The 24333-nt window shown below is 63.6% G+C and carries 23 protein-coding genes and 3 pseudogenes; 12 read left to right on the top strand and 14 right to left on the bottom strand.

What is annotated here, in order from left to right:
* Positions 1–3: 3 nt before the first annotated feature.
* Together ACFQS4_RS20815 and ACFQS4_RS20810 are read right to left on the bottom strand one after the other, a co-directional pair.
* The gene (locus ACFQS4_RS20815) at positions 4–411 is read right to left on the bottom strand and encodes an Hsp20/alpha crystallin family protein (protein ID WP_500191719.1); all 408 of its coding nucleotides are present in this window, start codon (positions 409–411) and stop codon (positions 4–6) included.
* A 71-nt stretch (positions 412–482) separates the two neighbouring features.
* Complete coding sequence (locus ACFQS4_RS20810) at positions 483–1307, bottom strand: GIDE domain-containing protein (protein ID WP_500191772.1); 825 nt, start codon at positions 1305–1307, stop codon at positions 483–485.
* A gap of 91 nt (positions 1308–1398) precedes the next feature.
* Here ACFQS4_RS20810 and ACFQS4_RS20805 point away from each other — a divergent pair, with 91 nt between their 5' ends.
* From ACFQS4_RS20805 to ACFQS4_RS20795, 3 genes are all read left to right on the top strand, one after another.
* Positions 1399–2856: a molybdopterin molybdotransferase MoeA gene (locus ACFQS4_RS20805; RefSeq protein WP_500196169.1), complete on the top strand. Its 1458-nt coding sequence runs from the start codon at positions 1399–1401 to the stop codon at positions 2854–2856.
* 85 nt (positions 2857–2941) lie between these two features.
* A complete protein-coding gene (locus ACFQS4_RS20800) occupies positions 2942–4816 on the top strand; it encodes a molybdopterin biosynthesis protein (RefSeq protein WP_500191708.1) in 1875 nt (624 codons plus the stop codon).
* An 80-nt stretch (positions 4817–4896) separates the two neighbouring features.
* The gene (locus tag ACFQS4_RS20795; protein WP_500191770.1) at positions 4897–5544 is read left to right on the top strand and encodes a helix-turn-helix domain-containing protein; all 648 of its coding nucleotides are present in this window, start codon (positions 4897–4899) and stop codon (positions 5542–5544) included.
* Here the strand turns inward: ACFQS4_RS20795 and ACFQS4_RS20790 are convergent.
* Positions 5541–6170 (bottom strand): HAD family hydrolase, encoded by a 630-nt coding sequence (locus ACFQS4_RS20790; RefSeq protein WP_500191766.1) that lies wholly within the window; start codon positions 6168–6170, stop codon positions 5541–5543. The two genes, ACFQS4_RS20795 and ACFQS4_RS20790, sit on opposite strands and share 4 nt — an antisense overlap.
* Before the next feature lie 149 nt (positions 6171–6319).
* On the bottom strand, positions 6320–6529 hold the full coding sequence (locus ACFQS4_RS20785; protein ID WP_500191764.1) for an HVO_0649 family zinc finger protein: 210 nt from the start codon (positions 6527–6529) through the stop codon (positions 6320–6322).
* Between the two features lie 87 nt (positions 6530–6616).
* Here ACFQS4_RS20785 and ACFQS4_RS20780 point away from each other — a divergent pair, with 87 nt between their 5' ends.
* From ACFQS4_RS20780 to ACFQS4_RS20770, 3 genes and pseudogenes are all read left to right on the top strand, one after another.
* Entirely contained in the window at positions 6617–8188 is a 1572-nt protein-coding gene (locus ACFQS4_RS20780; RefSeq protein ID WP_500196167.1) for a bacterio-opsin activator domain-containing protein, read from the top strand.
* A 141-nt stretch (positions 8189–8329) separates the two neighbouring features.
* Complete coding sequence (locus ACFQS4_RS20775) at positions 8330–8512, top strand: DUF1328 domain-containing protein (RefSeq protein WP_253437063.1); 183 nt, start codon at positions 8330–8332, stop codon at positions 8510–8512.
* A gap of 232 nt (positions 8513–8744) precedes the next feature.
* A pseudogene (locus tag ACFQS4_RS20770) lies at positions 8745–10663 on the top strand (aldehyde ferredoxin oxidoreductase family protein).
* Between the two features lie 67 nt (positions 10664–10730).
* Here the strand turns inward: ACFQS4_RS20770 and ACFQS4_RS20765 are convergent.
* Positions 10731–11261 carry a pyruvoyl-dependent arginine decarboxylase gene (locus tag ACFQS4_RS20765; RefSeq protein ID WP_500196165.1) on the bottom strand — a complete coding sequence of 177 codons (531 nt, stop codon included), beginning with the start codon at positions 11259–11261 and terminating at the stop codon, positions 10731–10733.
* A 97-nt stretch (positions 11262–11358) separates the two neighbouring features.
* The gene (pan2, locus tag ACFQS4_RS20760) at positions 11359–12585 is read right to left on the bottom strand and encodes a proteasome-activating nucleotidase Pan2 (protein WP_500191757.1); all 1227 of its coding nucleotides are present in this window, start codon (positions 12583–12585) and stop codon (positions 11359–11361) included.
* 166 nt (positions 12586–12751) lie between these two features.
* Between pan2 and ACFQS4_RS20755 the strand changes: the two genes are divergently transcribed.
* Positions 12752–13141 carry a DUF7522 family protein gene (locus tag ACFQS4_RS20755; RefSeq protein ID WP_500191701.1) on the top strand — a complete coding sequence of 130 codons (390 nt, stop codon included), beginning with the start codon at positions 12752–12754 and terminating at the stop codon, positions 13139–13141.
* Between the two features lie 6 nt (positions 13142–13147).
* Here ACFQS4_RS20755 and ACFQS4_RS20750 read toward each other — a convergent pair whose 3' ends face one another.
* Positions 13148–13294, bottom strand: coding sequence for a hypothetical protein (locus tag ACFQS4_RS20750; protein ID WP_500191755.1), 147 nt, complete (start codon positions 13292–13294; stop codon positions 13148–13150).
* A 209-nt stretch (positions 13295–13503) separates the two neighbouring features.
* Between ACFQS4_RS20750 and ACFQS4_RS20745 the strand changes: the two are divergent.
* Positions 13504–14045 (top strand): annotated as a pseudogene (locus tag ACFQS4_RS20745) (DUF5813 family protein).
* Between the two features lie 181 nt (positions 14046–14226).
* Here the strand turns inward: ACFQS4_RS20745 and ACFQS4_RS20740 are convergent.
* On the bottom strand, positions 14227–14457 hold the full coding sequence (locus ACFQS4_RS20740; protein ID WP_253437094.1) for an Lrp/AsnC ligand binding domain-containing protein: 231 nt from the start codon (positions 14455–14457) through the stop codon (positions 14227–14229).
* Between the two features lie 161 nt (positions 14458–14618).
* Here ACFQS4_RS20740 and ACFQS4_RS20735 point away from each other — a divergent pair, with 161 nt between their 5' ends.
* Positions 14619–14816 (top strand): heavy-metal-associated domain-containing protein, encoded by a 198-nt coding sequence (locus tag ACFQS4_RS20735; protein WP_500191752.1) that lies wholly within the window; start codon positions 14619–14621, stop codon positions 14814–14816.
* Positions 14817–14855: 39 nt separating this feature from the next.
* Here the strand turns inward: ACFQS4_RS20735 and ACFQS4_RS20730 are convergent, their stop codons facing one another.
* Genes ACFQS4_RS20730 through ACFQS4_RS20705 form a run of 6 tightly spaced genes read right to left on the bottom strand, consistent with a single transcriptional unit; the run spans position 14856 to position 21088 of the window.
* Complete coding sequence (locus tag ACFQS4_RS20730) at positions 14856–15464, bottom strand: hypothetical protein (protein ID WP_500191749.1); 609 nt, start codon at positions 15462–15464, stop codon at positions 14856–14858.
* Positions 15461–16516: an ABC transporter ATP-binding protein gene (locus ACFQS4_RS20725; protein WP_500191746.1), complete on the bottom strand. Its 1056-nt coding sequence runs from the start codon at positions 16514–16516 to the stop codon at positions 15461–15463. The genes ACFQS4_RS20730 and ACFQS4_RS20725 overlap by 4 nt, the downstream gene beginning before the upstream one ends.
* Positions 16513–17583 (bottom strand): ABC transporter ATP-binding protein, encoded by a 1071-nt coding sequence (locus tag ACFQS4_RS20720; RefSeq protein ID WP_500191743.1) that lies wholly within the window; start codon positions 17581–17583, stop codon positions 16513–16515. The genes ACFQS4_RS20725 and ACFQS4_RS20720 overlap by 4 nt, the downstream gene beginning before the upstream one ends.
* A gap of 2 nt (positions 17584–17585) precedes the next feature.
* Positions 17586–18512: a nickel transporter permease gene (gene nikC / locus ACFQS4_RS20715; RefSeq protein ID WP_500191741.1), complete on the bottom strand. Its 927-nt coding sequence runs from the start codon at positions 18510–18512 to the stop codon at positions 17586–17588.
* The gene (nikB, locus tag ACFQS4_RS20710; protein WP_500191738.1) at positions 18509–19456 is read right to left on the bottom strand and encodes a nickel ABC transporter permease; all 948 of its coding nucleotides are present in this window, start codon (positions 19454–19456) and stop codon (positions 18509–18511) included. Before nikB ends, nikC begins: the two co-directional genes overlap by 4 nt.
* Positions 19457–19486: 30 nt before the next feature.
* Complete coding sequence (locus tag ACFQS4_RS20705; RefSeq protein ID WP_500191736.1) at positions 19487–21088, bottom strand: ABC transporter substrate-binding protein; 1602 nt, start codon at positions 21086–21088, stop codon at positions 19487–19489.
* A 440-nt stretch (positions 21089–21528) separates the two neighbouring features.
* On the opposite strand from ACFQS4_RS20705, the gene ACFQS4_RS20700 reads away from it, so the two are divergent.
* The 3 genes and pseudogenes from ACFQS4_RS20700 to ACFQS4_RS20690 all read left to right on the top strand — a co-directional run.
* Positions 21529–22125, top strand: a complete 597-nt coding sequence (locus tag ACFQS4_RS20700; protein WP_500191734.1) for a winged helix-turn-helix transcriptional regulator — start codon at positions 21529–21531, stop codon at positions 22123–22125.
* 213 nt (positions 22126–22338) lie between these two features.
* On the top strand, positions 22339–23487 hold the full coding sequence (locus ACFQS4_RS20695) for an MFS transporter (RefSeq protein WP_500191731.1): 1149 nt from the start codon (positions 22339–22341) through the stop codon (positions 23485–23487).
* A gap of 113 nt (positions 23488–23600) precedes the next feature.
* Positions 23601–24284: pseudogene (locus tag ACFQS4_RS20690) on the top strand (potassium channel family protein); the annotation flags it as partial.
* Between the last annotated feature and the right edge of the window lie 49 nt (positions 24285–24333).

The raw sequence follows: 24333 nt of genomic DNA, 5'->3' as shown, positions 1-24333 counted from the left end.
GGGTTAGACGTCCCCGTCGGCGTCTCCATCGGCGTCTTCGGCAGTCGAGTCCTCGGGGTCGCTCACGACGTCGATCGGCGTCCTATCGGATCCCTCCCGTTTCGGCAGGGCGAGTTCGAGTACCCCCCTATCGACGCTCGCCTCGGCGTTCGACTCCGTCGCGTCGTCGGGCAGGGGGAGGTCGACGTCGACAAAGAGCGGACGGTTCTCCTCGAGGTAGTGGTACTCCTCGGGGAGATCCTTCTGGCGGCGGGCCTCGATCCGAATGCGGCCGTCTTCGACGGCGACGTCCACAGTCTCGGCAGCGACCCCTGGCACGTCGAGCACGAGGAGGTAAGAATCGTCGCTCTCGAGGAGATCGAAGAACGCGGCGTCGGAGAGGTCCCGGAGGGCGTCGCGCAGCGCTGACATAGTGACCGGTTCGAACGCCGCGACGAAAAAGGCCGCGGTCCCGACCGGTCGTTCTCGGGCCACCGGGCGGGTCAGATACCGCCGACGCCGACGGCGAGAGAGATGACGAGGAACAGGACGCCCGCGAACGCCGAGAGCAGTCCCCGGACCGCGACGCGGCGTGCCGCACGGCGCTCGGTCACGTCGAAGAGCAGAAACGGCGGGCCGAGCAGGCGTTGGCGAACGCGAGCTAGGAGTCCCGACTCTGGTGGGACCGACCGCTCGACGACGGCGTTCACCTGTCCCGTCTCTCGAGAGGCCGTCGTGTCTCGCCGGGCCGTCCCGAGCAGGTGAACCGACTCCCCGACGTCCAGTCGCCGCTCCAGGTAGCGCCGGTCCCGCCCGGTCGAAATCTCGAGCGGGCCCAGCGAGAGGCTCGTGTTCTCGTCAGAGACATCCTCGTCGCGCTCGATGTAGTGGGCGATCGGTGTCGGTGGCGTCTCGCCTCCCTCGACGCGAATCCGCGCGTCTGCCGTAAGACGCAGGTCCGCCCCTCGCGGATTGACCAGGACGTTCCCCGACTCGTCCTCGAGGCGGAACGGCACGACCTGAGTCCCGCCGTCGATTTCGACCCACTTCGTGGTGCTCCCCGTGTTGGTCGACTTCCGGCGTTTCTCCTCGACGGCGTACTCGACGGCGACACAGGCCGTTTCGGTGAACGGCGACTCGAGGACGTCGTCCCAGGCGAGCACGGTTCCAGACAGTTCGACGGACCCGCCGTTCGGCGTGTCTAGTACCGTGTGCGGCTCGCGTGCGAAGAGCCGATAGGCGAAGCCCAGTTCGCGGAGCCCGTAGCCCAGAAGGGCGACACCGAGGAGCATACCGAGGGCGGCCAGAGAGAGGACCAGGACGGACATGTTCGGATTCCAATTTGTCGGCGAGAGTAAAAGTCGTCGGGTTCGCGGCCGACCCGCACGTTTTTCATCGTCGGCCGTCCCTCTTTGCGGTATGAAGGGTGCCGACCACGACCGCACGGAGTCGGGGTTCCGAGTGAGAACCCGCGTCGACGACGCCCGATCGACCCTCGAGGCGGCGCTCGAGGAGCGAAGCGTCCGGTGTGATCAGGAACGCGTGGCGCTCTCACGCGCCGACGGCCGCGTCCTGGCCGAGCCAATCACCGCCGACGTCGACGTCCCCCACTACGAGCGAGCGGCGATGGACGGCTACGCCCTGCGAGCGGCCGTCACGTTCGGTGCGAGTGAACGCTCACCCGCGGTCTTGGCCCTCGAGGATCAGCCCGACCCCGAAACCGCGCTCCCCCCGGAAACGGCCCGTCGGGTCCACACCGGGAGCGCTGTCCCCGCCGACGCCGACGCGGTCGTCATGCTCGAGCACGCCGAATCGCTCGGGGCGACGGGCGAACTCGAGGTGCTCGACGCGGTCGCCGAGGGCGAGAACGTCGCGCCCGTCGGGGAGGACGTCGAGGCTGGCCAGAAACTGTACGAACCGGGCCATCGACTGCGCCCCTCGGACCTCGGCCTCCTCCGGTCGGCGGGGACCGACCGGTCGCTCGTCTCGAGTCGACCGACCGTCGGCGTCGTGCCGACCGGCGAGGAGGTCGTCCAGGCCGATCCCGACCCCGGCGAGGTGATCGAGACCAACGGGCTGACGGTCTCGCGACTGGTCGGGCGCTGGGGCGGTCGCGCGACCCACCGCGAGGTCGTGACGGACGACGCCGAGGCGCTTCGCGTGGCGATCCAGCGCGATCTGACGAAGGACATCGTCGTCACGACCGGCGGCTCTTCGGTCGGCCAGCGGGATCTCCTGCCGGAGGTGATCGACGACCTCGGCGAGGTGCTGGTTCACGGCGTCGCGCTGAAACCCGGTCACCCGGTCTGTCTCGGAATCGTCGAGGAGACACCGGTGCTCGCGTTGCCGGGGTACCCGGTAGCGTGTCTCATCAACGCGGTCCAGTTCCTGCGGCCGACGCTCGCGTGGCTCCAGGGAACCGAGGCGACCCCGCATCCGACGGTGGCGGCACGTCTTGAGCGAAAGATTGCCTCGGAACCGGGAACGCGAACGTTCGCTCGGGTATCGCTCGAGGGGAATGAGGGACTCGAGGAGGCGGACGAGGCAGTCGAGGAGACGGAAGACGGACACGAGGAGAGGAAAGAAGGCGGGAGCTGGTCGCGACCCCCACGCGAGCGAGCGGGTCGGGCGTGCTCTCGAGCGTCGCGCTCGCCGACGGCTGGGTCGTCGTTCCAGAGGACCGAGAGGGGATCCCGGCGGGTGAGATGGTGGCGGTGGAGAACTGGGAGCCCTGGTTCTGAAGGACTGATCGACGAGGCGTCGGACTGTGGCGAACAGGCGACACACTGCGACCGCGATCCGTCGTGTCGCACGACCGCCGCGCGGATCGCGTCTCGAGTCAGTTCACGCCGAGGTTGGCCGCTCCTTCGTATATAAACCTCCTCACAGTGATCGGAGCGCAGTGAGCCGAGCGCGCCGACGGACACTCGAGGTTTTTACCGCATCGCTTCCAAGAACGCCCATGGCCCGCAAGGAATTTCGGGATCTCGCGACACCCGAGCAAGCCCACGAGGCGATTCGGTCGCTGTCGCTCGAGGGCGGCATCGACCGCGTTCCCCTGTCAGAGGCGCGCGGCCGGGTACTGGTGACGCGCGTCGACGCCGAACTGGACGTCCCCGGGTTCGATCGCTCGAGTCTGGACGGCTACGCCCTCCGCGCGAGTGATACGTTCGGCGCGGACGAGGCCGACCCGGCTCGCCTCGAACTGGTTGGGGAGGTCCACGCTGGCGAGAGGCCGGGACTCGAGGTCGGATCCGGCGAAGCGGTCGAAATCTCGACCGGGGCGGTGATGCCGCCCGGGGCCGACGCGATGGTTCCCGTCGAGCGGACGGACATCGAGGATGAGACGGTCCTGGTCCGCACGAGCGTCGCGCCGGGAGACAACGTCATGTTCGCCGGGGCTGACGTCGCCGCCGGCGAGCGCGCGCTGGGGCCGGGGACGCAGCTGACGCCGCGGGAGATCGGCCTACTCTCGGCGCTGGGCGTCGACGAGGTCCCCGTTCGTTCCCGTCCCCGCGTAGGAATCGTCTCGACCGGCGACGAACTCGTTCGCCCGGGCGGCGACCTCGAGAGTGCCCGCGGGCAGATCTACGACGTCAACAGCTACACGGTCGCGGCGGGCGTCGAGGAGGCAGGCGGCGAGGCGGTACTCTACTCGCACGCTGGCGACGACCCCGCCGAGATGGAGCGCGTGCTTCGGGAGGCGGCCGAGGAGTGCGATCTCGTGCTCTCGTCTGGATCGACGAGTGCGAGCGCGGTCGACGTGATTTACCGCGTGATCGAGGAACAGGGCGAGTTGCTGCTGCACGGCGTGAGCGTCAAACCCGGGAAGCCGATGCTGATCGGGCGTCTCGAGCGGTCGGATTCGGCGGGACAGTCCGCCTACGTCGGCCTCCCCGGCTACCCCGTCTCGGCGATGATGGTCTTCCGGACGTTCGTCGCGCCCGCCATCCGCGAGGCGGCTGGCGTTCCCGAACCCGAGACGGCGACGTTGACCGGCCGCCTGGCTCGAGAGGAGCGATCCGAGCAGGGCCGTCATCGCCTGCTTCCGGTCGGCGTCACGACCGACGGCGACGGCGAGTACCTGGTCTACCCCGTCGACAAGGGGAGCGGGGCGACGACCAGCCTCGTCGAGGCCGACGGCGTCGTCGAAATCGACGCCGACACGGACTACCTCGAGGTCGGCGCAACACTCGAGGTCCGGCTGTTCTCGCCCGATCGTCGGCTCCCGACGCTGTTCGGCGTCGGCGAGGACGATCCGACCCTCAACCGCGTCCTGGATCGCCTCGAGCGACCACGATACCTCCCGATCGGATCGCGCCCCGCACTGCGGCGGCTTCGGACGGGAGCTCCTGACGTGGCCGTGGTCGCCGGGCCGGTCGAGCCGGATCGCGAACCCGAAGGTATCGAACTCGGCTCCTGGAATCGAGAGTGGGGGCTGATCGTACCTGCGGGGAACCCGGTCGAGGTCGAAGGGCTCGAGTCGCTCGTCGACCGCGACCTGCGGTTCGTCAACCGGACGACCGATTCGGGGTTGCGAACGAGCCTGAGCGTCGCCCTCGCGGAACTCGCGGACGAACGCGGCCGGGACCGCCATGACCTCACCGCGGCCATCGACGGCTTCGATTTGGGACTACGCGCCCACGAGAGCCCTGCTCGACGGGTCATCGCCGGGGAAGCGGACGTCGCGCTCGGACTCCAGGAGACCGCGGAGCGATTGAGCCTCGGATTCGTTTCCTGCGGCGAGCAACCCGTCCGGGTCTGGGCGGCGGCCGACCGCGTGGACAAACCGGGCGTTCGGGAACTCGAGTCGGCTCTCCACGAGAAACTCGAATAACGCACGGAGACAGTCTCAGGGCCCCGGTAGTCAGGATCTTCGAAGTAGCAGTTTTACGCCCGAGCGGTGTAGTGTGCGTGATGTCGACGATTGCCGAGTTTCGGATCCCGGCCTCGGATACGGCGATGGAGACGACGTTCGAGCGCGCCCCACAGGCCAGGCTCGAACTCGAGTCCTCGGTGTCGAAGACGCTCCCGTCGATTTGGGTCTCGGGGACGACCTGCGAGGTGATCGAGAACGCCTTCGCCGCCGACGACACGATCGAGCGATTCGAACTGGTCGCGAGTGCCGAAGACCGACTCCTCTACGACGTCGACTCCGAGCGCGCGCAGTACCTCTACGACGAGTTGCTATCCTCTGGCGGCTCGTTGCTCGAGGCGAGCGGCGTCGATTCCTGGTGGCAGTTCAAGATGCGGTTTCGGACGCGCGAACACCTCGTCGACACCCACGAGACGCTCGAGAGCCAGGACATCGTGGTCGATTTGATCCGCGTCACCGACGTCACGACGGTGTCGACGGGGAACACGCGGCTCACGCCGGAGCAACACGAGGCGTTGACGGCCGCGTTCGAGAAGGGGTACTTCAAGATTCCGCGCCAGATTTCGATGGAGGAACTCGCGAGCGACCTCGGCATCTCCCACCAGGCACTCTCGGAACGGTTGCGTCGCGCGTACGGGACGCTGGTCGACGCGGAGGTACAGCCGGTGAACGAGCAGACGACCGACTAGAACAGTTCCTCGAACGATTGGACGCGGTAGTCGCCGAGCACGCAGCGTCCGCGCCTGTCGTGGCCGACGCGTTCGACGTGGATCGCGTCGAGACCCGCGTTCCAGGCAGCGCCGACGTCGCCAGCACCGTCGCCAGCGAGGACGCCCCGGTGTCCGTTTTTCGCGACGCCCAGGTTCGTCATCACCCGTTCGACGGGCGTGGGGTCGGGCTTCCAGCCCGTCTCCGGGGTACAGCACAGCACGTCGTCGAACCAGTCGCGAATCCCGACGTGGTCGAGGACTGGATCGGCCAGGAACTGCTGGCAGTGGGTGACGAGGCCGACCGGCGTCTCGAGGTCGCCGACGAAGGCGGCGTCCTCGTGGAGGTACGTCTGTTCGGCGCGGACGAGCGGATCCTCCTCGGCGTGGAAGGCGTCCCAGAACGCCGACGGCTCGATGCCCCAGGCCCTGAGCTGGGCGTCGCGGGAGCCGGTGAGGCCGTTCCAGAGGATGTCGGCCTCCCGGTCGGTGAACTCCCGGCTGAGTCGGTCACCGACGCGGTCGAACACCTCGCGGGTGTAGGACCACTCGACGTCGACCAGGGTTCCGTCGAGATCGAGGAGCCAGAAGTCGTACTCCGAGACCATGTGGAGCTACCAGTAGTCGTCCCGCTTATAAGTGTGTGTCGCCGCGAGCGCCGTCGCTCTCGGTTCGCCGATTTCCCACGTTATTCGTGTCGCCCGTCACACGTCCTTCACGTCGCCCGTCACACGTCACTTCCTCATGAGCGCAGAACTCACCGGCGCGGTGTCTCGAGCCTGACCTCCCTCGTCTCGACGCCGGCACAGGAAGGACAGACGAACCGGTAGTGGATGGACCGTCCGGACGTCGTCACGTGCCAGCCCGCGTCGTCGCCGTCGTAGCCGCACTCTCGGCACCGGGCGCTGGTTCGATCGAGTCGCTGGCGCAGCCTTTCGAACGGAGACCGACTTCGCTGTATAGACATGTGTTAACATACAACTCGAGGTCGTATAATTGTCCGCATCAGTCACGAACGAAGAATGTTCACCACCACGACAGGGACTGGCGTTTTATGACCGGCCCCAGAGTGAACATGGACGACACCGACGGACGAGACGGGGAGGGCGACGTCGATCGAGCCGTGAAGGCGAGGGCGGTCGACGAGGCACCGATCGGCGTCTCGCTCTCCGATCCGTCACGCGAGGACAACCCGCTGGTGTACATCAATCCGGCCTTCAAGCGACTCACCGGCTACGACGACGAGGCGGTTCTCGGACGAAACTGTCGATTCCTCCAGGGGCCGGACTCGAGCCCCGAAGTCGTCGCGGAAATGCGGGCCGCTATCGAGGACGAACGGCCGACGACAGTCGAACTCCGGAACTACCGAGATGACGGCACCGAGTTCTGGAACGAGGTGACGATCGCTCCCGTTCGCGACGAGACGGGAACCGTCACGCACTACGTCGGCTTCCAGAACGACGTCACGGCCAGAAAGGCAGCCGAGTTTGCCCTCGAGGAACGAACCGAGGAACTCGAGTATATCCTCGAGCGCGTCGAGGGATTGATCCAGGACGTGACCAGCGTCGTCGCTGGATCGACCTCCCGGAGCGACCTCGAGACCACAGTGTGTAGCCGAATCGCCGAGGAAGCCGCCTACGAGGGCGCCTGGATCGGCGAACGCAATCCCGCAACAGACACGCTCGAGGTGCGAGCGAGCGTCGGCGTCGACCCTGACGATTTGTCGATTGACGCCGATCACCCCGCGACGACCAGCCTCGCCTCGGAGTCCGTCGTCGTCGACACGGTCGAGGGGTGGACTCACGCCTCCTTCCCGCTCGTCTACAACGGCGTCGAGTACGGGACGCTGACGGTCTGCAGCGACGACTCACACGAGGTCGACGACCGCGAGACGATCATCCTCTCGGCGCTCGCACGGGCGGTCGCCAGCGGGATCAACGCTCGCGAGACCAGTCGCATGCTCGCGACCGACGCCGTCGTCGCCGTCGAACTCGAGATGACCGACCGCGACCTCCCACCAGTTGGGGTCAGCGCCGAGACGGGCGGTCGCCTCGAGTACCGCCGGTCGGTTCACGGTTCGGGTGACGACACGGCGTCGCTGTTTACGGTCACGAACGCTGGTGCCGAGGAGCTGGCCGCGGTCGCCGAGGGTCTCGAGGGAGTCGACCTCGCAGTTCTCGTCGAGCGGGCGGACCGCATGTTAATCGAACTCGACGCCGAGAACGACCTCGTCGAGTGGCTCTCCGAACGCGGCATTCTCGTCCAGTCGATCGAGGCCGAGGACGGCCGTGCCCGCGTGACCCTCGAGATTCCGCACTCGACGAACGTCCGCAGCGTCGTCGAGTCGGTTCAGGCACGGTACGACGGAACGGACGTCATCTCCTTTCGCCAGCACGAACGTGGCGACGAGACGCGCGAGGAGTTTGCCGCCAGACTCGAGGACGAACTCACCGAGCGCCAGTTCGCCTCTCTGCAACGGGCGTACCTCGGCGGCTACTTCGAGTGGCCCCGTCCGACCACTGGCGAGGAACTCGCCAGTTCGATGGACGTCTCGCGACCGACGTTCCACGAACACCTGCGGAATGCTGAAGCGAAACTCTGTCAGGCGTTTTTCGAAGGCAAGTGAGGCGAACGTTCGTCGAAGGCGAGCGAGGCGAAGAAAGATCACCCTATACTCGCTTACTGCGCCGTAGTCGGCCCTTAGGGTCGAAAATCGAGTAGGACAGTCACCAGCGTTTATATACTCGTTTGTGGTGGCAAGGCACACATGCTCGAGATTCCACTCCAGATCGGTGGCGGCGGCTTCCTGTACTGGGCGATCATCTTCTTCGTCCTGGCGATTATCGCCGCGGCGGTCGGGTCTCGCGGCGTCGCCGGGGTGAGTATGGAGATCGCACGGATCTTCGTGTTGATCTTCATCATCCTCGCGGTCGTCGCCCTGTTACTGTAGCCGCCCTCGAATGTCGGTACGGAGAAACCGAGACTCGAGGCCGGAAACCAGAAAGAAGAGGCTGGAGAGAGGAGACCGGAAATCAGAGAGAGAAAATCAGAGAAGCGACGCCAGTGTACGGACTCGCCACCGGCCGAGTCCGTCGTCTTCTTCGCGACGTAAGTGGATCCGGTTACGTGCCTGTGGGAACGCCTAACAGGCTTCACCACGAATATAACGAACAGGGTTTACCATGACAGAACTCGGCGGTTTTCACGACAGGGTTGCTCGCATCGATCTCTCCTCGGGGTCGGTCGACTACGAGCCGATCGACGACGAGGACGCCAGGAAGTACATCGGGGCTCGCGGCCTCGGCGTGAAGTACGTCTTCGAGAACGGCCCGGACGTCGACCCGGAGGGACCCGAGAACCTGCTCGCGTTCATGAACGGTCCGCTCACTGGCTCGCAGGTCCCGATGTCCGGTCGAATCGCGGTCTGTACCAAATCGCCGCTGACCGGGACCGTCACCGACAGCCACCACGGCGGCTGGTCCGGCGCGCGGCTCAAGTGGGCCGGCTTCGACGGCCTGCTGTTCGAAGGCAAGGCCGACGAACCCGTCTACGCCGTCGTCGAGGACGGCGAGGTCGAACTCCGTGACGCCTCTCACCTCTGGGGAAGCGGCGTCCACGAGACGCGCGACCAGCCGAGGAGGAAGTAGACGGCTCCTACGGGAAGAACCTCTCGTTGATGGCCATCGGGACGGGCGGCGAGAACGGCGTGAAGTACGCCTGCATCATGAACGAGGACGACCGAGCCTCCGGTCGGGGCGGTACCGGTTGCGTGATGGGGTCGAAGAACCTCAAGGCGGTCGTCGTCAAGTCGACGACGAAGATGCCCAAGCCCGCAGACCAGGAGACGTTCAGGGAGGGCCACCAGCAGGCGATGAAGGCGATCCAGGAGTCGGACGTCACCGCGCCCAACGAGGGCGGCCTCTCGATGTACGGGACGAACGTCCTGATGAACATCGGCGAGGAGATGGACGGCCTCCCGACGAAGAACGCTCAGTACACCTCGACCGAGAGCATGCGCGAGGCCGAGGGCGCCGACATCGACGCCGAGCGCGTCTCCGGGGAGAATGTTCGCGAGAACATCCTCGTCGACGAACCGACCTGTCACTCCTGTCCGGTCGCCTGCAAGAAGGAAGTCGAGGTGCAGACGATGCACAAGGGCGAGGAGATGAACGTCCGGACGGAGTCCTACGAGTACGAGTCGGCCTACGCGCTCGGCCCGAACTCGGGGCACACCGACCGCGACGCCGTCGCCCTCATGATCGAGCGCTGTAACGACGTGGGCGTCGACACCATCGAAACGGGGAACATGATGGCGATGGCCATGGAGATGTCCGAGCAAGGCAAACTCGAGGAGGGCGACCTCGAGTGGGGCGACTACGAGACGATGATCGACATGATCGACCGAATCGGCCGCCGCGAGGACGACCTCGCCGACCTGCTCGCGGAGGGGCCGCGCCGGGTCGCCGACCGCAAGGACGCCCAGGACAACTCGCTCGCGGTCAAGGGCCAGACCATCGCCGCCTACGACCCGCGCTGTATGAAGGGGATGGGCATCGGCTACGCCACCTCGAACCGGGGCGCGTGTCACCTGCGCGGGTACACGCCCGCCGCCGAAATTCTCGGCATTCCCGAGAAGGTCGATCCTTACGAGTGGGAGGGCAAGGGCGAGCTGACCGCCGCCTTCCAGGACCTCCACGCCATCTCCGACAGCTTCGACATCTGCAAGTTCAACGCTTTCGCGGAGGGCATCGAGGAGTACGTCGACCAGTACAACGGCATGACCGGCCTCGACGTGAGCGAAGACGAACTCATGGAAGCCGGCGAGCGCATCTACAACCTCGAGCGCTACTACAACAACCTCGCCGGCTTCGACGGCTCGGACGACTCCCTGCCGGCGCGCTTCCTCGAGGACGGCATCCGCGGCCAGGGCGCCAGCGAGGGTGAGTACTGCGAGCTCGATGAGATGAAAGAAGAGTACTACGAGCACCGCGGCTGGGTCGACGGCGTCGTTCCCGACGAGAAACTCGACGAACTGGGCATCGACATGGGCCCCGGTACCGGCGTCTCGCTCGGCGACTCGCCGGCTCCGGCGGACGACTGATTGCCAGGCCGACTCGTTTCCGATCACCGGCCATTTTTCGACGCGAATCGACCCACTCGAGCGGCGTTCAGCCGGCTCGCTGACTCCATCTGCGCCTCGAGACTCGGCTAAAACCCCAGCAGATCGGCTCGCTCTCGCCGTACACCGCCAGCACCACGGCCGTCGCGTAGCCGTCCGGTTCCCCCCGAACCGTCTCGATTCGCGTCTCGGGTTCGTCGAACACCCACTCGCGCAGGGTCTGTCCGCCCGCCAGGCCCTCGAGCACCCGGGACTCGACGGTGGCCGGATCGGCCTCGCCCGCGTTCTCGTAGAACAGGCCGGGACCGTTCCCCGAATCGGACTGGGCCCAGGCGAGCGCGGAACTGGCGCGTCCTTCGCCGCGAACGGTCGCGCGGGCCTGTACCACGGTGAGTCGTTCCCCGGCGGGGCCGAGGTCGGGCGCCGTGCCGACCGCTTCGACGTCGGCAGCTGCGGGAATCACCGACGAGACCGTCACGAGGTTGTAGTTTTCGACGCCAGCGTCGGCCAGGGCGGCGTCGTAGGAGGCCATCTCCGTCGAGGCGGTCGCCGATCCCCAGGCGACGCGGATCGTGCTCATGAGCGGGAGTCGGGGACCGACGGCGTAAGGGCTTGCGATTTCGCTGTCGTCGTGCCGGTACGTAAATTGCGGGGAGTGTGTCGCTCGAAGGCGTAGCTCAGTCGAAGAAGTAGTTCGCCGACGTGACGACTTCCCGATCACCGGCCTCGATCTTCTCGAGGGCGGCCTCGAAGTCCGACTGCCCGACGGTCGTCCGGTCGTCGCGGATGGCGAACATCCCGGCTTCGGTCGTGACGGATTCGATTTCCGCGCCCGTGAAGCCGACCGTCTGTTCGGCGAGGTCCTCGAAGTCGACCTCGTCGTCGACGTTCATGGCTCGCGTGTGAATCTCGAAGATCTGCTGTCGTCCCTCGCCGTCTGGTTCTGGAACCTCGATGAGGCGATCGAACCGACCTGGACGGAGGATCGCGTCGTCGAGCATGTCGAAACGGTTCGTGGCGGCGATGATGCGGATGTCACCGCGCTCGTCGAACCCGTCCATCTCGCTCAGGAGCTGCATCATCGTTCGCTGGACCTCGGCGTCGCCGGAGGTCTTCGACTCGGTACGCGTAGCGGCGATGGCATCGATCTCGTCGATGAAGATAACGGCAGGTTCGCGCTCGCGGGCCATCTCGAAGAGGTCCCGAACCAGTCGGGAGCCCTCGCCGATGAACTTGCGGACGAGTTCGGAGCCGGCCATCTTGATGAAGGTCGCGTCGGTCTGGGTGGCGACGGCTTTGGCGAGCATCGTCTTCCCCGTGCCCGGCGGCCCGTAGAGCAGGACGCCGGCCGGTGGTTCGATCCCCACGTTCTCGAAGAGTTCGGGCTGGGCGAGCGGTTGCTCGACGGCCTCCCTGACTTCGCGAACCTGGTCGTCGATCCCCCCGATGTCCTCGTAGCTGACGTCGGGTTTTTCCGTAATCTCCATCGTCTGCGCACGGGCGTCCGTCTCCGCCGAGAGGATCCGCTGGATACCAAAGGAATCGTTGACGGCGACGCGGTCCCCGTACTCGAGTTCCTCGGCGAAGTCGGGGCCGATTTCGGTGAGTACCTCCTGGTTGTTCCCGTGTTGCTTGACGATCACCTCGTCGCCCAGGTGGTCTTCGACGGTCGCGAGGTACAGCGACGAACTCTTGAGGACCTCGTTTTCGCGTTTGGTGCGGTCGACCTGTTCTTTGAGTCGCGTTCGCCGGTCGCGGGCGGCGTCGAGTTGCTCTGACAGCTGCTCGCTGGCCGCTGTCAGCTGCAGAAAGTGGTCGTGGAGCGCTTCGAGTCGTTCTTCGTCCGGGAGATCGGGATCGATCTCCCGACTCGGTGTGTCGGGGAGCGAGGGACTTCGAGACATCCTGACGACCGAGCATAACTGCCGACGGTACATCTGCCTTTGGGTCCCGGTGAGGATATCGACGCGGCCCCGGTTCGCCGGCGAACGTCCACGGCTCGGGCCCGGCACCCGTCGGCCGTCTGTCGCTGCCCGCGCCATTTAAGCGGCCGGGGTTCCCTTTCCCGGTATGGCCACGGGTCTGCTCACGGACGAACGAGCCGATCAGATCGTCACCACCTGTCGAACCGCCGTCGGCGACAGCCTCCGGTCGGTGACGTACTTCACCCGGGACGACTTCGAACAGCTGTACCTCCGCGACGACCTCGAGCGCGACGCCGACCTCACGAGCTTCATCGGTCACGAGTGGCGCGGCTTCAAGACCGCCCAGACCGCCTACGAGGGCTCCGAACTGGGCGACTACGAGTACACCATCCGCGTATTCGAAAACGGCTTTCTCATCCGCGTGACGACCGATCGGGAGGGCGTCTTCGCGACGACCGACGGGCTGACGGTCAAGGACTTCGAAGAAGTCGCAACCGGTCTCGAGTCGTTCTTAGGCGAGCGCAACCGCGAGTAAGCGCCGTTAACACGCTTCCGACCGCTCGTCGTCGTCGCCTGACTCGCCCGGTCCGTCGGGGGAGCCGATCGGTAATCCCGAGCCGAGTTCCCCGTCGGTGCCGAGCAGTCGAGCGAACCGTCGTTTCTCCGCAGCGTACTTATCGAGTGCCATGCTTCCGACGAACGGTCGACCCACGTGTAGTTATGCACGACATTAACGCTGTTTCCCACCGTTGTTTACGGCGAAACGGACGGGAACCGATCGAACGCCAGTAAAATGGTTAGAAAAATGATGGGACGATTCTATTGAACCCTGACATCGCAAGCCCAGGCCGTGCCGCTGTCGTAACACCCATTTTCGCACCCACCCTTCGCCCACGTATGACGAAGCTACCGACGGCCGTCGCTGACACACTCGAGGCGCACGAGGCGTTTTCGCCGCTCGACGACGCGACGTACGCGCTCGAGACCACGGTCTTCGAGGCGCGCGTGAGCGTGACCGCCGCCGAGGGGCGGCGAGACGGCTCGTTTACCGTCGTCGTCCGATTGCCGACGCTCGACGCGGCGACCGCCGACCGCGTTGCCCCGGTGGTCGAAGACGGCTGGTTCGAGACGTTCGAGCGTCGACTCGCGGACGTGTTCACGGTCGCCGAAACCGGCACGCACGACGCGCCGCGAATCGACCGCGACGAGGGCGTCGTGACGGTCACCCTCGAGTACGTCGCCTGGGACGCCAGGGGGGGGTCGACGACGCCAAGGCGCTGATCGAATACGTCGAGGGAACCTACGCGCAGGGCATCATTCCGGGGTACGAGTACGAAGGGCCCGCAGCGACGCTGGTCGAGAACGCCCAGACCGCGGGAGAGCGGGCTGCCGAAGGCGCTGCTGGCGACCATGGCGACGAGTACGACAGCCCGTTTTAATCACGCTTACTTGCCTCGACTCACGCTGAACGGATGCGTCCGCATTAGTGGTAGTGGCTCGAGACGTACTGCCCCATCTCTCGTTCCTACGAACTCGAGCGATAGATTCCTCCGGCGCGTTTGATCCGGTCCACTCGAGCGACGGACCTGCCGCGCAGTACGCAATCTCGCAAACGTCGTTTCAGTCCATCGCGATGTAGGTCTTCGTATCCGAAACCCCATCGAGACTCTGGATATCGCCCGAAGCCGCCTTCAGGACGCCGTACACCTCGTCGGCGTCGACCTCGGCGATGATGTCGTAATTTCCGGCGACGATGTGGGCGTCCGAAACGCTCTCGAGGTCGCGGATGCCCGCCAGGAGCCCTTCGGATTTGCCGGCAGCGGTCTTCACCATGATGAACGCGTGAACCATTACTTTCGTGTGGTACTCCTTGGCACGACTAAAGTGTTTGCCCGGCCACGGACGCCGACGTCTCGAGAACCCGTCGAAACTTTCGTATCAAAAGTCCCGCGGTGGTTACAACGAGAGGTCGAAGCAGTAACTGGCAAAAACCTGGAGCCCGAAGTGAGTGTATGGCACGAACCATCACGGTAACTGGCATGAGCTGTGGCGGCTGCGAGGACACGGTCGAATCGGCGCTCGAGGACGTCGACGGCGTCGTCGAGGCGTCGGCGGACAACGAATCGGACGCCGTCACCGTCGAGGGTGACGCCAACGTCGACACGCTCGTCGAAGCGATCCAGAACGCGGGCTACGACGCCTCCGCCTGAAATCGGCCCACTCGCGAACGCCCGCTCGTTCTACACGTTTTACCGGTCGATCGGATCGTCGATCCAGTTGTAACAGCGAAAGTGCTCCGGCCGCTTTTCGCTCGTGAGCATCTCGAGGGGGATGAACCCCTCGCCGCCGCGAGCCCCCGCCTCGCGCTCGTCGGGATCGTCGGAGAAGGTCATGAGCTTCGCCTTCACCGAAAACGTGACCTCGAGCGTGCCCGTGTGGTTTTCGTCGGGGTCGAACCGCATCGAGACGTCGCCGGCGCCGACGCCGAAGATGGCCCGATCGGTCGGCGTCGAGACGCCCACGTCGTGACTGGCGAGTCCGCTCGAGAGGCCCTCGAGCCACGCGCGCATCGACTCGCGGTCGAGCGGTTGCTCGAGGTCGAACCCGCCGTCTGCGTCCATCGACCCCGATTCGAACGCGAAGTCGGGGTAGGCGAGTTTCTCGTCGGGGAGGACGTGAGAACTCGTTTCCGGGTCCGGCGGGGTTTCGGGGACGCCCAGTTCGTCGCTGATCGCCGACCGGACGGTCGCTTCGGCGTTCGACGGGTCCACTGGTGTCGCATCGCACACTTCTTCCGTTTCGTCGTCCGTTTCCGCCGAGGAGTCGCCGTCCATTCTCTCGTCGCTATCTCGAGTCATGGTCCATAGTCCTCCTGGTCGCTCGCTCGAGCGACACGCTCTGCGAAGTGGCACTTCGAAACTGTCCCCTCGAGGTCGACCACGTTGGGGACGTCCGTTCGGCACTGGTCCTCGGCGATTGGACATCGCGTGTGGAAGACGCACCCGCTCGGCGGATCCACTGGACTCGGGATGTCACCCTCGAGAATGGTCGCGTCGAGCACCGACGTGGTGGGATCGAGATCAGGAATCGACGCGAGCAATGCCTCCGTGTAGGGGTGACCGGGCGACGTGAACAGTCGCTCTGCCTCGCCGACCTCCATCAACTCGCCGAGGTACATAACCGCGATACGATCGGCGATGTGCTTGACGACGCTCAGGTCGTGGCTGATGAGGACGTAGGTGAGATCGAGTTCCCGCTGGAGGCGCAACAGGAGGTTGATAATGCTCCCTTTCACCGAGGCGTCGAGCGCCGACACTGGTTCGTCGAGGATGAGCACCCGTGGCTCCGTCGCAATCGCCCTGGCAATCGCGACTCGCTGGGCTTGACCACCTGAAAGTTCGTGGGCGTATCGATCGACGTAGCGCGCTGAGAGGTTTACCTGTTCAAGCAACTCGGTGATACGGTCCTTTCGTTCGACCCGCGACCAACCCTGCGTCTTTAGCGGTTCGGCGATCGCCTGCGCGACCGTCATTCGCGGATCGATGCTCGATTTGGCGTTCTGGAAGATGACTCCGAAGTCCGCGAGCAGTTGGTTCGAGCGACCGCTGACGGATCGAACGGCCCGACCATCGATTCGGACGTCACCTGCCGTCGGCGTGTGAAGTCCCGTAACGAGGTTCGCGAGCGTCGACTTCCCGCTCCCGCTCTCGCCGACGATGCCGAGCGTCTCGCCTTCGTACACGTTCAGTGAGACGCCCGAGACGGCGGTGATCGTCGTCCGAGTGCCGAACAGGCGATCGATCAGGGAGTCTTCGAGGGCGAACTCCTTCGTGACGTTCTCGAGTTCGACGACCGTGGTCGCATCACGTTCGTGTTCGCGTTCCTCCGCCGATTCGACTGGCGTGCTCATCGTTCTCCCTCCGTGTCGAGGGTTGAGGCCAGCGAGAGATCGTCGTTCACCCGACGAATTTCACAGCACTTCGCTCGGTGGTTCTCGCCGCAGTCTACCGTCGGCATCGGTCCCGACCGACACGCCTCGCGAGCGTAGTCACACCGCGACGCGAACGGACACCCCGTGACGTCGCCGAGTTGATCCGGAACCTGCCCCTCGATCGTCTCTAACTGCTCCTTCCGCGCGGTTTCCTGGGGCATGCACTCGAGCAACGCCTGTGTGTAGGGATGTTTCGGTTCTTGCAGGATCTCTTCGACCGGTCCGCTCTCCATGACCTCGCCGCCGTACATCACGATCACGCGGTCACAGATATCGGCGACGACGCCAAGGTCGTGGGTGATCATGACGACAGACATATCGCGTTCGTCTCTGAGCCTGGCGATGATTCGAAGGATCTGCGCCTGAATCGTGACGTCGAGGGCCGTCGTCGGTTCGTCGGCGATCAGGAGGTCAGGCTCACTCGCGAGTGCGATCGCGAGCATCGCTCGCTGGCGCATCCCGCCGGAGAACTCGTGGGGGTAGGCGTCGAGTCGTTCGGTCGGGTTCGGAATGCCGACCTCTTCCATCAGATCGACGACTCGCCCACGCTTTTCTCGCCAGTCGGAGCGGTCGTGCAAGAGGGGAACGCGTAGGTACTCTCGAAGCTTTTGTGACGTCGGATCGTCGTGGATCTTCAGCGATTCGACGATCTGTTCGCCGACCGTAAAGACCGGGTTGAGCGTCGTCATCGGATCTTGAAACACCATCGAGAGACCGTCGCCGCGGATCCGGCGGATCTCGCGGTCGTTTGCCGTCGTCAACTCGGTGTCCCTGAACCGTATTGATCCATCGGCGATTCGTCCGGGGTCTTCGAGTCGCATCGTCGAAAGCGCGGTGACGGATTTCCCGCTTCCGCTCTCGCCGACGATGCCAAGAATCTCTCCCCTGTCGACGTCGAAACTCACGCCGTTGACGGCGTGAACGGTTCCTTCGTACGTATCGAAACAGGTGTGTAAATTTTCGACCGAGAGCAGTGGTTCTGTCATGCTTAGAATCCCTCGTTCTGTACCGTATCCGTTTCCCGGGGATCGAGGACGTCGCGAAGCCCGTCACCGAGCAAGTTGAATCCGAGAACCGCGAGCATGATCGCCAGGCCGGGGAAGTTCACGACCCACCAGGCGTCCTGCAGGTAGTTTCGTCCTTCGGATATCATCGTTCCCCACTCTGGCGTCGGCGGCTGAGCGCCGAGACCCAGGAACGATAGTCCGGCGGTCCCGAGGATCACGCCGGCCATGTCGATCGTCGCGAGGACGACTACCGGGCCGATGACGTTCGGCACGATGTGGCGACCGACGATCCTGAGGCGACCGACACCCATCAACTGGCTGGCCTTGACGAACTCCTGTTCTTTGACCGAGAGTACGCTCCCGCGTATCACGCGAGCGTATCTGGTCCAGCCGACGACGGCGAGCGCGATCATGATGTTCGTCAGACTGGGCCCGAGGATGCCGGCGATGACGAGCGCGAGCAAGAGCCCGGGGAAGGCCAGCAGGACGTCGACGAACCGCATCAGCGCTTCGTCTACGTAGCCGCCGGCGTACCCCGCCGTCACTCCCACCGCCGTGCCGATCGCCAGCGAGATACCGACGACGGCAAGCCCGATTCGCAGTGAGATGCGAGCGCCGTATAGCAATCGCGTCAGGATGTCACGGCCAAGCTGGTCAGTCCCCAGCGGGTGGTCGACCGATGGGGACTCGAGGCGGTTCTCGAGGTCCTGTTCGGCCGGCTCGTACGGAGTCAGAAACGGGGCGAGCAGGGCGCTGAAGAGGATAACTAGAACGATCACCAGCCCGACGACGTTCAGCGTGTTCGACCGAAACTGTCGCATCTTTCGTGAGTCGTACAGCGATCGAATCCGCTCGCGCCGGGTCGGTCCCTCGAGCGACGTTTGTTCATCGAGATTAGCGTCGGTCATTTGGATGCACCTTCGAACGAAATGCGCGGGTCGACGTACCGGTAGGTGACGTCGACGAGGAGGTTCGTTACGACGAAGAAGACAGCGATCACGAGGACGAGCCCCTGGACGATCGGATAGTCACGAGCGAAGATCGAGTCGATTAACAGCCGACCGAGTCCGGGTCGCTGAAAGACCATTTCGATGATGACCGCTCCGTTCAGGAGGTAGCCGAACTGGAGGCCCACGATCGTGATCACAGGAATGAGCGCATTGCGCAGGGCGTGTTTGTAGACCACGATGCGCTCGCGCAATCCCTTCGATCGCGCCGTGCGGATGTACTCCTCGTCGAGCACCTCGAGCATGGACGACCGGAGCAGGCGGGTGACGATCGCCGCCATGCCAGTACCGAGCGTGATCGCCGGCAAGACGAGTTGATCGGCCGTGCCGTACCCGGACGTTGGTAACACCCCCAACTGAATCGCGAAGACGAGCATGAGCAGGTAACCCAGCCAGAAATTCGGCATCGATAGTCCGAGAAGCGCGGCAAGCTGGCTCCCGTAGTCGAGTCGGCCACCCTTGTGAACGGCGCTGACGACGCCCGTCGGGACGGCGATAAGAAGGGCAACGAACAGTCCGGCGAGAGCCAGTTCGAACGTCGGCCAGAGGTTTTCGAGAATCAACTGGACGACGGAGGCGTCGTTGTGGTAGGACTGTCCGAGGTTCCCCTGCAGGATGTCCGCGACCCAGTCTCCGTACTGAACAAGTATCGGGTCGTTCAGCCCCTGTTCTATTCGAAACTGCTCGATCGCTGCATCCGGGGGCGTCCGTCCACCCATCTGCTGGCGGAGAATCGTCTCCGCGGGATCTCCCGGCGTGAAAAACACCATGAGGAAGGTCAGGACTGACACTCCGAAGAGGACGAACAAGGACGTTATTGACCGTCTGAGGATGAATTTCCACATCGTATATCTATTCTGGAAGAGACTCGTGAACTACTCCCAATGCTCGAGTTCCGTCCAGCGCGAAAACTGAGGAATCGCACCCAATTCGGCGCCGTCGATATTCGCGTGGGCCGCTGCGATGAACTCGCTGTAGTAGAGCGGAATCGTCACGGCCTGGTCGGCGATGTGCTGCTGGGCCTCCTTGTAGGCCGACGCCTTCTCCTCCTCATCGCCCGTCTGGAATCCCTGTTCGATCAGTTCATCGACCTCTCCACCGAGGTTGTGAAGCCCCGTCCCCTCCTCCCCGTAGAGGCGCTGGTTGACGTCGCCCTCCGAGTGGAATCCCTCGTAGATGATGTAGTCAGCGTCGCCGCTGTTCGATCCGCTCTCTTTCAGGATGAGATGGGCCTCTCCGTCTCGTTCGGCTTCCGAAAAGGCGGCCCGCTCGAGGACCTGAATCTCTGAGTCGACGCCGATCCCGTCGAGCGCTCCCTGGACGACCTGAGCGATTTCGCGACCGTCGACCATGTCGTTCGCCACGAGGATCGACAGTTCCTCGCCGTCGTAACTCGAATCCGAAACGAGGTCGGCAGCGCGGTCGTCGTCTTTCTCGTACCCGTCGATGTCGTCGTGGGCGGACCAGTAAATGACCGGTGAGATCGGGCCGCGGGCGGGTTGGCCGACTTCCTCGAGGATCGTCTCGACGATCGTCTCCTGTGAGACGGCGTGGTTCAGCGCGCGACGGAGGTCCGCATCGTCGGTCGGCGACTTGTAGAGGTTGATGCCGACGTACCCGGCACCGGGGCGGTTCTGGCGCTCGAGATAGAGCGAGTCGTCGTCCTCAATCGACGAGACTCGCGTGCGGGGCGGCGCGAGCGCGAGGTCGATCTCGCGATTTTCCAGCGCGAGCGTTCGGGTGTTGGGATCCTCGATCACGCGGAACGTGAGTTCCTCGAGGATCGGTTCGTCGTTCCAGTAGTCCTCGAAGGCCGTTGTCCTGACCTCCTGCTGTTTCTCGATCTCGTCGACCTGGAATGGTCCGGTGCCGATAACGGTGCCGGACTCGTGATCTCGATCGGGGTGCTGTATCGCGACCAAGTTGTGTGCGATCGTCCCCGGGAACGTCGGGAACGGGTCCGTCGTCGTGAACTCGACCGTGTAGTCGTCGAGCGCCACGATGTCACCCGACTCGACGTGGATCCACCCCGGGGCCCACGCCCACTCCTCGAGGACAGCCTCGAACGAGAAGACGACGTCGTCGGCGGTCATTTCCTCGCCGTTGTGGAACGTGACGCCTTCGCGGAGTGAGAACTCCCACACTGTGTCTTCAACCTGTTCCCAGTCGGTCGCGAGCCACGGTTCCAGTTCCATGTCCGCCGAGACCCAGACTAGTGGTTCGAGAATGTTCGTCCAGTAGGGGATTACTCCGCCATAGTGGTTCCAGTCGTCTCGCGTCGGATCGTCGTTCAGTGCGATCGTCGCGCCCGGAAGTTGCTCCTGTTCATTCCGATCCTGGTCGTTCGGGTTGCCATTCCCGTTTCCGTTACCGTCATCCGAATCGCCACCAAGACATCCGGCTAAGGAGACAATACCAGCGCCACCCAGAGCCTTTAGTACTGTCCGTCTATCGTTCAATTGCATATTGCGTGTCATGTTCTAACACTCTCGGAATCGATACCATCCATCTGGCCCCTCCAAACATAAGTCTTGTATGTCCGCACGGCTGGTTATTTATATAGTCTCGTGTTTTAGAGGGAGTTGAGATTTAATATATAATCTGAATTTTTAAATTGAGGCAATATCAATGCAAGATTACTGGTTACGGTTTACTTACCAGGGCATATATTACATTTAGCATAACTCCAATAAGTTCGAATAATGAAAATCAAACGATCTATGTTCGCGTCTCCATCCACCGTGACTTCTAGCCTGGTCTGCTGACGACGGATTAGGTGAATACAATCACGATATCCGCCGAAAAGTTCATTCGGTGTACGCTTCCCAACTCCCTGGCGTTCCCGATCAGGTTAAGATCAACAGGAACGATGAAACCGAAGTAAATTATATAATGGTCGGTTAGAAATTTCTTTAGTATGAGAAACTTCGATGAGACGGACCTCGAGATTCTTCGCCTACTGGCCGAAGACGGTCGACGCCCATTTAACGAAGTCGCAAACGCGGTTGACCCCTCGGCTCCCGCTGTTTCCGACCGGGTCAGCAAGCTTGAGGAACAAGGGATCATTCGCCAGTTTACCATCGACATCGACCGCTCACAGCTACGGCGAAGCCTCCCGATTCTCGTCACTCTTTCCGTTCGTCCGGAATGCTTTGACATCATCAAACAGCAGTTGGTGACGGTCCCCGAGGTGGAACACATCTACTCGACGATCAGTTCCGACTTCGTCTTTTACGCGAACGCGCCGGAGAACAACCCACGAGAGTGGATCGTCACACAGTTCGATCAGTCGATGATCCTCGAGTACGAAGTGACGCTGCTGACGGAAACCGACCGCTCGTTCACGCTTAGCGGGACCGAGTTCGCCCTCTCCTGTACCGAGTGCGGCAACACCGTCACCAGCGAGGGCGTCGTAACGCGGGTCGATGGTGAGCTGAAACAGTTCTGCTGTACCTCCTGCGAGAATCACTTTACTGAACGCCGCGACCGATTACGCCCGCAATCCGAATCCTGAGACGGACCTGTTCGTAACGACTCGTTCACCGCGTCGCGAGCGACGGTAACTGAAGTATTACGCTGTCTCGTGTTCCGTCATAACAAGATTAATGCTCGGTAGCCGCTCTCGTTACCTACGATGGGTACCAAAAGTAATTTGTCTATTTCGCCTACGATTCTAAAGTACTATCTCTACAAATCGACAAAAGCTGTCGAGTTCTACCGCCCCATCATGTACCTCTACTTTCTCTCACAGGGGCTCTCGTTTACGCAGGTCGTCATCCTCGAGGCCGCGTACAACCTAACCACCCTATTAGGCGAGGTGCCGACAGGGTACGTGAGCGACCGCTTCGGCCGGCGGCCGTCATTGTTGATCGGTTCAGTGCTCATCACGACCACGCTGATCGCCATCGGATTCGCGAACTCATTTCGCGAATTACTGGTTTTGTTCGTTACCTGGTCGATGGGATACAATTTCCGCTCGGGCAGCGAAGACGCCTGGCTGTACGACAGCCTGACAGACCTGGATCGAAGCGATCACTTCCCTCACGTTCGTGGTCGCGGCGAAGCGCTCGCGCTCGCCATCGGTGCCGGCGCGTCGGTCATCGGGGGCTACGTCGGCGGAATCGATCTCGCCTATCCGTTCTTTCTCGCCGCGGGAGTGATGGCCGTCGGCGTCGGGGTCGTGTATACGATGCCCGAACCGAGGAGCTATCGGCGCGCTACCACTGATCGGCTACGGTTTCGGGAATCGGTGAACGTGATCAAACGGACCCTCGGAACCAGGCGGATCAGAGCGTTCGTCCTGTACTACTTCGTCCTGTTTGCGGCGGTCCTCTACGTCACCTCGATCTTTCTCCAGCCAGTCTTCGAAACGGCCGTCCTCGAGTTGGGAGCGTCACCGTCAGCCGTTGAGCCGCTTCTCGGCTGGTTTTACGCTATCGTGAGCCTCGTCTCTGCCGGGTTGAGCTATCACACCGGCCGGATCTACGAGTCTATCGGCGTCAAAGGCTGGTTCGCCACAGTCCCGTTTCTCGTCGGTACGGGGTTGGTAGTGCTCTGGTTCGTACCCGTGCTCGCCATTCCAGTTCTTCTGGGCGCGCGGAGCGTGGTCGAGACGTCCCGCTCGCTCGCGATTCAGCACGTCAATATACACGTCGGAACAATAGGCCGCGCCTCCGTATTGAGCGCGATGGCGATGGTTAGTTCGGTCACCGTGATCCCCTTCCAGCTTGGAAGTGGGGTCATCTCCGATTTGGCCAGCCCGCTGATCGCCCTCTCACTGGCCGGCGTCACCCTCGTAGCTGGCTCAGCGGCACTGCTCGCGCTGAGTTCGCCGCTTCGAAGCGACGACGCGGTAGCCAAAATTTCGTCGGACTAACGAGCGGCTCACGGTTCAATCCAAGCAGACTGATGAATCACCGCGCTTATCCGCACCCCGCACATCCGTGAACCGGGGTAACATTATTCACGGCTGCCGGCGTAGCCCACTCCATGCGGTTCGTCATCATCGGCGCCGGTCGGGTCGGCCTCCGCACTGCGCGCGTCTTACGTGAGGAGGGCCACGAGGTAACACTGGTCGAGTACGACGAGGCGAAGGTCCGCCGTGCGCGCGGGCAAGACTTCGAGGTCGTCCAGGGCGACGGCTCCCGCGAGGAGGTCCTCGAGGAAGCGGGGGTCCGTCGAGCCGACGCCCTCGGCGCATTGACGGGCGACCTGAACGTCAACTTCGCGGCCTGTATGATCGCCAAACACCACGGCTGTCGGACGATCATGCGCATCGACGAGGACTACCGCGAGGAGATCTACCGCAAGTATGCCGACGAGGTCGACGACGTGATCTACCCCGAGCGGCTAGGCGCGATGGGCGCGAAGAACGCGCTTCTGGGCGGGACGATCCGGGCCATCGCGGACATCGCCCAGCACCTCCAGGTCGTCGAGTTGACGATTACCGACGAAGCCCCGGTTCGGGGGTACACGATCAGCGAACTCCAGCCGCCGGCCAACGCAACCCTGCTCGCGTTCGGCAAGGCAGGCCACCAGCTCGCGATTCCGACCGAGGACGAGTCGCTCGAGACCGGCGACCGCCTGGTCGTCCTGGCGGATTTCGACGTGCTGAGCGACGTCAGACAGATTCTCGTGGGTGAGTCACCGGACCGGGCGGTGTCGGCCGATGGCGGAATTGTCGACCAAATCTCGGGTACAGCGAACGACGGCGAACACGACG

The sequence above is a fragment of the Saliphagus sp. GCM10025317 genome, from assembly GCF_042663665.1.
Lineage (GTDB): Archaea > Halobacteriota > Halobacteria > Halobacteriales > Natrialbaceae > Natronosalvus.
This window is presented reverse-complemented; position numbering and strand designations above follow the sequence as displayed.